This window comes from Falsiroseomonas sp. RANM36 (assembly GCF_056682175.1).
Genome location: NZ_JBWXTD010000003.1, coordinates 235,794 through 242,444, shown reverse-complemented (window position 1 = coordinate 242,444; position 6,651 = coordinate 235,794). Strand labels below are relative to the sequence as shown.

Annotated in this window: 5 protein-coding genes and 1 pseudogene; 2 read left to right on the top strand and 4 right to left on the bottom strand. The window is 74.9% G+C overall.

Going from position 1 to position 6,651, the window contains the following annotated elements; genetic code table 11:
- The 4 genes and pseudogenes from AC1MIR_RS05955 to AC1MIR_RS05940 all read right to left on the bottom strand — a co-directional run.
- Positions 1–377 (bottom strand): annotated as a pseudogene (locus tag AC1MIR_RS05955) (hypothetical protein); the annotation flags it as partial.
- A 95-nt stretch (positions 378–472) separates the two neighbouring features.
- Entirely contained in the window at positions 473–3,223 is a 2,751-nt protein-coding gene (locus tag AC1MIR_RS05950; RefSeq protein ID WP_480027267.1) for a DUF4159 domain-containing protein, read from the bottom strand.
- 34 nt (positions 3,224–3,257) lie between these two features.
- Positions 3,258–4,124 (bottom strand): DUF58 domain-containing protein, encoded by an 867-nt coding sequence (locus AC1MIR_RS05945; RefSeq protein WP_480027266.1) that lies wholly within the window; start codon positions 4,122–4,124, stop codon positions 3,258–3,260.
- Positions 4,117–5,121 carry an AAA family ATPase gene (locus tag AC1MIR_RS05940; RefSeq protein ID WP_480027265.1) on the bottom strand — a complete coding sequence of 335 codons (1,005 nt, stop codon included), beginning with the start codon at positions 5,119–5,121 and terminating at the stop codon, positions 4,117–4,119. The genes AC1MIR_RS05945 and AC1MIR_RS05940 overlap by 8 nt, the downstream gene beginning before the upstream one ends.
- 175 nt (positions 5,122–5,296) lie before the next feature.
- On the opposite strand from AC1MIR_RS05940, the gene AC1MIR_RS05935 reads away from it, so the two are divergent.
- Complete coding sequence (locus AC1MIR_RS05935; RefSeq protein WP_480027264.1) at positions 5,297–5,899, top strand: DUF1285 domain-containing protein; 603 nt, start codon at positions 5,297–5,299, stop codon at positions 5,897–5,899.
- Positions 5,896–6,501, top strand: coding sequence for a CoA pyrophosphatase (locus tag AC1MIR_RS05930; RefSeq protein WP_480027263.1), 606 nt, complete (start codon positions 5,896–5,898; stop codon positions 6,499–6,501). Before AC1MIR_RS05935 ends, AC1MIR_RS05930 begins: the two co-directional genes overlap by 4 nt.
- Positions 6,502–6,651 lie beyond the last annotated feature (150 nt).

The window sequence follows — 6,651 nt, the reverse complement described above, 5'->3', positions numbered from 1 at the left end:
CCCCGGGGCGCCCGCGGGGGGGCGGCGGGGGGGCGGGCGCGCCCCCGGGCGGCGCCGCGCGCCGCCTCGATCTGCGCCGCGCGCGGGCCGAGCGTGGCGCTGTCGCTGCGGTCCACCACCATCAGCGCGATGTCGGGCCGCGTCTCCCGCGTCTCCTCGACGAGGCGCGGATTGGCGAGCGCGAGGACCAGTGCCGCGAAGGCGGCGAGGCGCAGCAGCGCGCCGCGCGCGGGAATGATGCGCCGCTTGCCCTCGGCGGTCGTGACGATGCGCACCAGCGCAGGCACGAGGGCAAGGAGCGCAATGACGGCCAGTGCGACGAGCAGCCAGGCGGGAATGACCGGCGCGAAGTCGAGGCCGGCGAGGACGTGGTTCATGTGTTGGTGCCCTCAGGCGCCGGGCGGCCGCTCCGCGGCCTTGGCTTGCGCGCCTCAGACATGCTGCGCGGCCCGAAAGGAGGAGGGACCCGGCATCAATTCCCGAGCCTTTCCAGGATCGCGGGCACATGCACCTGGTCGCCCTTGTAGTTGCCGGTCAGCGCGTACATCACGAGGTTGACGCCGAAACGATAGGCCAGGGTGCGCTGCCGCGCGCCGCCCGGGATCGTGGCGTAGGGGTTGTTGCCGCGCGCATCCACGGCCCAGGCGGCGGCCCAGTCGTGGCCGCCGATGATCACCGGGCTCACGCTGTCATTGGCGCGGTCCTGCTCGCGCGCCACCCAGACGCTGCCGCCGGAGAAGCGGCCCGGCAGGTCCTGCAGCAGGTAGAAGGCGCGCTTCAGCACATGGTCCTCCGGCACCGGCGCCAGCGGCGGCACGACAAGGTCGCGCGTGACTCGCCGCAGCGCGGCGCGGGACCCCGGCGAGAAGCCCTCGCCCGAGCCCTCGTCGCGCGTGTCGAACAGGATGATGCCGCCCTGGCGCATGAAGGCGTTGAGGGCGGCGGCCATCGCCGCATCGGGCTGCGGCGCGTCGGGCAGCACCGGCCAGTAGAGCAGCGGGAAGAAGGAGAGATCGTCCCGCCCCGGCGTCACGCCATGCGGATCGGCGAGTGCGGCCGCCGTGCGCCGGTTCACGAAGTCCGACAGGCCGACCAGCCCGGCGCGTGAGATCTCGTCCATCTCGGCATTGCCGGTCAGCACATAGGCCAGCCGCGTCGCGAGCGCGGCATTGCCCTCCGGCTGCGGCTGCGCCATCGCCGGCCCTGCCAACAGGGAGGCCAGGAGCAGCGGCGCCAGCACGCCGCGCGCCAGCGCGGCCGGGCGCACCAGCAGCCCGCGCAGCAGCAGCGACACGATCAGGTCCGCCACCAGCAGCAGCAGCGCCGCGGCCAGCAGCCAGGGCCCCAGGTCGCGCTCGGCAGGCACGCCGCCGATCGCCTGCACACGGCTTCCGGGCGGCGGCGCGGCGGCGAGGCGCGGCGGGGCGATGCCGGCGCCGAGATTGAGCGCGCGGCGCTGCGTCGCCTCGCTGCCCGCCACCCCGGTGCCGTACCAGCCCGGCGGATGGCGGGGCGAGGCGGCCTCCTCCTCGATGCGGGCGGCGGGGATGGGCTGCGCGCCGGGCGGCGGCGGGCCGAGCCGGCCGAAGCCGTCCAGCGTCTCGAGCGGCGCCAGCGGCGCCTCGCCTTCCGCGCCGGCGACGCCGGCGGAGAGCGCGACGATGCGCCGGAGCATGTCCACGAACAGGCCCGACAACGGCAGATTCGACCAGTCGGCGTTGGCGGTGATGTGGAACAGGACGATGCGCCCGGCGCCGCGGCCCTCCTGCGTGACCAACGGCGTTCCGTCCGCCAGCCGCGCCCAGGTGCGGCCGGTCAGCTGGGCGGAGGGCTCCGCCAGCACCTGCCGCTCCACCGTCACCTCGGCAGGCGGCGTCAGGCTGGCGAAGGGCGAGCCTTCCGGGAAGGGCGCGAGCCGCTGCGGCTGCTCCCAGGAGAGCGCGCCGCCGATCTGCCGTTCCCCGGCGCGCAGCGGCACGGGCAGCAGCGGATCGGTCGATTCCGCCACGCGCGGCCCGGCGAAGCGCAGCAGCGTGCCGCCGTCCTGCACCCAGCGCGCCAGCGCCTCGCGCTCGCGCGCTTCCGCGATCGGCCGGTCGGCGAGCACCAGCACGGACAGCCGCCGCTGCAGCAGCTCCTCCACCGTGCCCCGGCGCAGCTCGGCAAAGGGGGCGAGCGCGCGGTCTATGTAGAACAGCTCGCCGATCAGCGGCGCATCGGCGGCCGTCGCCGCGCCGCCCGCAATCAGCCCGACCGGCCGTCGGCGGAACCGCTCGTCGAGCAGAACCGTGGCGTTGGCCCCGTTGATCCCGTCGAGGTCGAGCCGCACCACCTGGTTGCGGATCTCGATCGGCAACGGCAGCGCGGCCTCGGCTTCCGTCGCGCCGGCCGGCACCGGGATCACGGCACGGTCGAGGGTGCGGCCATCGCCGGTGCGCGCCAGCACCACCGCCTCGGAGGCAACCGGCAGCGGCGTGGTGCGGAGCGACACGACAAGCTGGTCCGCCTCCGCGCGCGGCGTCGGCAGCAGCCGCGTGGGGCGCCCGTCGGCACGCGCGACGGTCAGAGCGCCGCCCTGCGCGAGCGCCGTGGCGAAGGGGGTGAAGGCGTCTCCCTCGCGCGCATGCTCGACGCCGTCGGCGACATAGAGCGCGGCGAAGGCGCCGGGGTGCTGCTCCCGCCAGGCGGCGAGCGCGGCAAGCGCGGCGGCGCGGTCGGGCGCCCAGGGCTTCGGGCGCAGCGCGGCGACGCGGCCGGCCATTTCTTCGGCCGGCATCAGGCCGGTGGCGCGCAGCGGCTCGGGTCCGGGCACGGAAGCGGTCAGCAGCAGGGCGGTGCGCCGGCCCTCCCGCGCCGCGGCGGTCAGCGCCGCCTCCACCGCGGCGGTGCGGTCCGGCCAGTCGGCGCCGGCGGCCCAGCCGTCATCCATCACGATCAGCAGCGGCCCCTCGCCGCCGCGCCCGCCGGAGGGGCCCCAGACCGGCCGGGCGAGGCCGATGATGATCAGCGCGGCGGCCAGCAGGCGCAGCAGCAGCAGCCACCAGGGCGTGCGCTGCGGGGTTTCTTCCGGTGCCGGCAGGTCGCGCAGCAGGGCGATGGCGGGAAAGTCCTGGCGCTTCGGCGCGGGCGGCGTGACGCGCAGCAGCCAGTAGAGGATCGGCAGCGCCGGCAGCGCGAGCAGCAGCCAGGGCGCCGCGAAGGCGACGGGGCCGAGCGTCAGCATGGGGCGCGACCAAGCGCTGTCGACGGAAGAACCATCACGCCGGCGCCAGCCTCTGGTGCAGCGCGAGCAGCGCCGATTCCGGCGGCTGGTCGGTGCGGTGGGTGGCGAAGGTCCAGCCGGCCGATTGCGCCAGCGCGGCGAGGCCCTCGCGATGCCGCGCCAGGCGCTCGGCATAGAGCGCGCGCACCGCTTCCACGCGGGGCACCAGGGCAGGGGGCATCACCGTGTCGCCGACCTCCTCGAAGCGGACCCGGCCGGCATAGGGAAGGGTCTCCTCCGCCGGGTCGAGCACCTGCACCAGATGGCCCCGCACGCCCTGAGTCGCCAGCGCGCCGATCGCCTTGCGGGTCTGCTCCAGCGGTTCCCAGAAATCGCCGAACAGCACCGCGCGGGCATGGCGCGCGATGCGCACATCCTCCGGCCGCGGGGCGATCCGCGGCAGCGAGCCGGCGATGGCCGGCAGCGCCTGGCGCCCGGCGAAGGGCCGGGGCAGGCCGAACAGGCGCACCCGCTCGCCGCCGCGCAGCAGCAGCGACGCCAGCGCCAGCAGCAGCAGCTCCGCGCGCAGCACCTTGGCCGGCACCTCCTTGCCGCTGCGCCATGCCATGCCCGGGCCGGCCGCGCGCCACAGGGCCACGGTCTGCGCCGCTTCCCATTCCGTCTCGCGGATGAAGAGCCGATCGGACTTGCCGGATTGCCGCCAGTCGATCCGGCTCGCCTGGTCGCCGGCCACATAGGGCCGGAACTGCCAGAAGGCCTCGCCCGGCCCGGCGCGCCGGCGCCCGTGCAGTCCAGGCATCACCGTGGCCGCGACCCGCTCGGCCTGCACCAGCAGGGGCGGCAGGCTGGCGCCGAGCTGCTCGGCCCAGGGGACGAGAAGGGCGGGCGGCGCGCTAGCCAAGCTGCGCCTTCAGCCGATCGAGGATCTCGGACAGGTGGATGCCGTCCGCACGGGCGGAGAAGTTCAGCGCCATGCGGTGGCGCAGCACCGGCTCGGCCAGCGCCAGCACGTCCTCGACGCTCGGCGAGAGGCGGCCGTCCAGCACGGCGCGCGCGCGCGTGGCCAGCATCAGCGCCTGCGCCGCGCGCGGACCGGGGCCGTAGGAGAGGTGCCGGCGCACCTCCTCGATCTCGGTGGTCTCGGGGCGCGCGCCGCGCACCAGGCGCAGGATCGCCTCCACCACCCCCTCGCCCACCGGCAGGCGCCGGATCAGGGTCTGCGCGGCCAGCAGCTCCGGCCCGCTCATCGCCTGGACTGGCTGCGCCTGGCTGGCGCCGGTGGTGGCCAGCAGCATCGCGCGTTCCGCCGCCAGGTCGGGGTAGGAGACGTCGATCTCCAGCAGGAAGCGGTCGAGCTGCGCCTCCGGCAGGGGATAGGTGCCTTCCTGCTCGATCGGGTTCTGCGTCGCCAGCACGTGGAAGGGGGCGGGCAGGGCATGGATCTCCCCGGCGATCGCAACCTTGTGCTCCTGCATCGCCTGCAGCAGCGCCGACTGGGTGCGGGGGGAGGCGCGGTTGATCTCGTCGGCCATCAGCAGCTGGCAGAAGATCGGCCCCTTGATGAAGCGGAAGTGCCGCCTGCCGTGCTGGTCCTCCTCCAGCACCTCGGAGCCCAGGATGTCGGAGGGCATCAGGTCCGGGGTGAACTGCACCCGCTTCGCGTCCAGCCCGAGCACGGTTCCCAGCGTCTCGACCAGCTTGGTCTTGCCCAGCCCCGGCACGCCCACCAGCAGCACATGCCCGCCCGACAGCAGGGTGATCAGCGTGCGCTCCACGACCTGTTCCTGGCCGAAGATCACGCGGCCGATGGATTGGCGGACGCGGGCGAGGCGCTCGGCGAGGGCTTCCGCCTCCGCGACCAGCATCCTCGCTTCCGTGGGGTCTGCCACTTCAACCATGCGGGTCGGGCTCCCTATATCCGCAGCCGGTGCATATGGTTCGAGTATCCACCTTGCCCATCCGCTCCGCCAGTACGGTTACACCTTTGCGGCGAGCGGTGCGGGCGGGGCCGGCGATGCGGGGCGGCGGGGATGCTCGGATGGGGGCGGGTGCTTCACGGATGCGGGAAAAGCCATGACGGACGGCCATCCGGCGAAGGCGCAAGGCGGCGAGGACCGACGCGGCGGACCGCCCCGCAAGCGCCATGATTGCGGCGACTTCCCGATGCGGATCGCGAAGGACGGCACCTGGTTCTACCGGGGCAGCCCGATCGGGCGGAAGGAACTGGTCTGCCTGTTCGCCTCGGTGCTGAAGCGCGAATCGGACGGCGCCTATGTGCTGGAGACGCCGGTCGAGCGCGGCCGGATCGAAGTGGAGGACGCCCCCTTCGTCGCGGTCGAGATGTTCTGGCGCGACTGCGCCGATCCCTTCGCGCCGGATCCGACCCCGCGCCAGTGCCTGACCTTCCGCACCAACCTCGACGAGATGGTCACCGCCGACGCCGATCACCCGATCCGCGTCGCGATAGATCCGAAGTCGCGCGAGCCGCGTCCCTACATCACGGTGCGCCCGGGGCTGGAGGCGCGCATCAGCCGTGCGGTGTTCTACGAGCTGGTCGCCCTCGCGCAGCCCGAGACGGTGGAGGGGCGCGCGGTGCTGGGCGTCTGGTCCGAAGGCGTCTTCTTCCCGATCGACGAGGCGCCGGCCGAGCTCGGCCTTCGCCGCGCCGCGGAGTGAACCGCGCCCTGACGCGCGAGGACATCGCCGGCCGCCTCGGCGATCCCGCGCTGCTGGCGCGCGCCGCGCCGACCTTCTCGGACGACGCCGAGGCCGCCGCGCTGGCGGGCCGGCTGCGCGACGCGGCGGTGCTGGTGCCGATCGTCTGGCACGATGCCGCACCCTCCATCCTGCTGACGCTGCGCTCCGCCCGGCTCACCGCCCATGCCGGCCAGGTGGCCTTCCCTGGCGGCACGCTGGAGCCGGGGGAGACGGCGGAGGCCGCGGCGCTGCGGGAGGCGGCCGAGGAGGTCGGCCTCGATCCGCGCCTGCCCGTGGTCGTCGGCCATCTGCCGGAACACCTGACCGGCACCGGGTTCCGGGTGACCCCGGTGGTCGCCTTCCTCGACCCGCCGCTGACCCTGACGCCCGATCCGGGCGAGGTCGCCGCGATCTTCGAAATGCCGCTGGCGACCGTGCTCGACCCGGCCGCGCCGGAGCGGCGCCAGGCGGAGTTCCGCGGGCGCCTGCGCGAATACTGGGTCTGGCCGCACCCCGAGCACCTGATCTGGGGCGCGACCGCGACCATGCTGGTGAGCCTGGCGCGCATCCTGCGAGACTGACCCCGGCGCCGGGGCCCGCCCCCCCGGGGGGGGGGGGGGGGGGGGGCCCCCACCGCGTGTGGCTGCCGCCCTTCGCGCGCGGCTGAGGCGCCCTACCCCACCCTTCGCTCCGCCTGCCGCAGCGCGGCGCAGAGGCGCGAAAAGGAATAC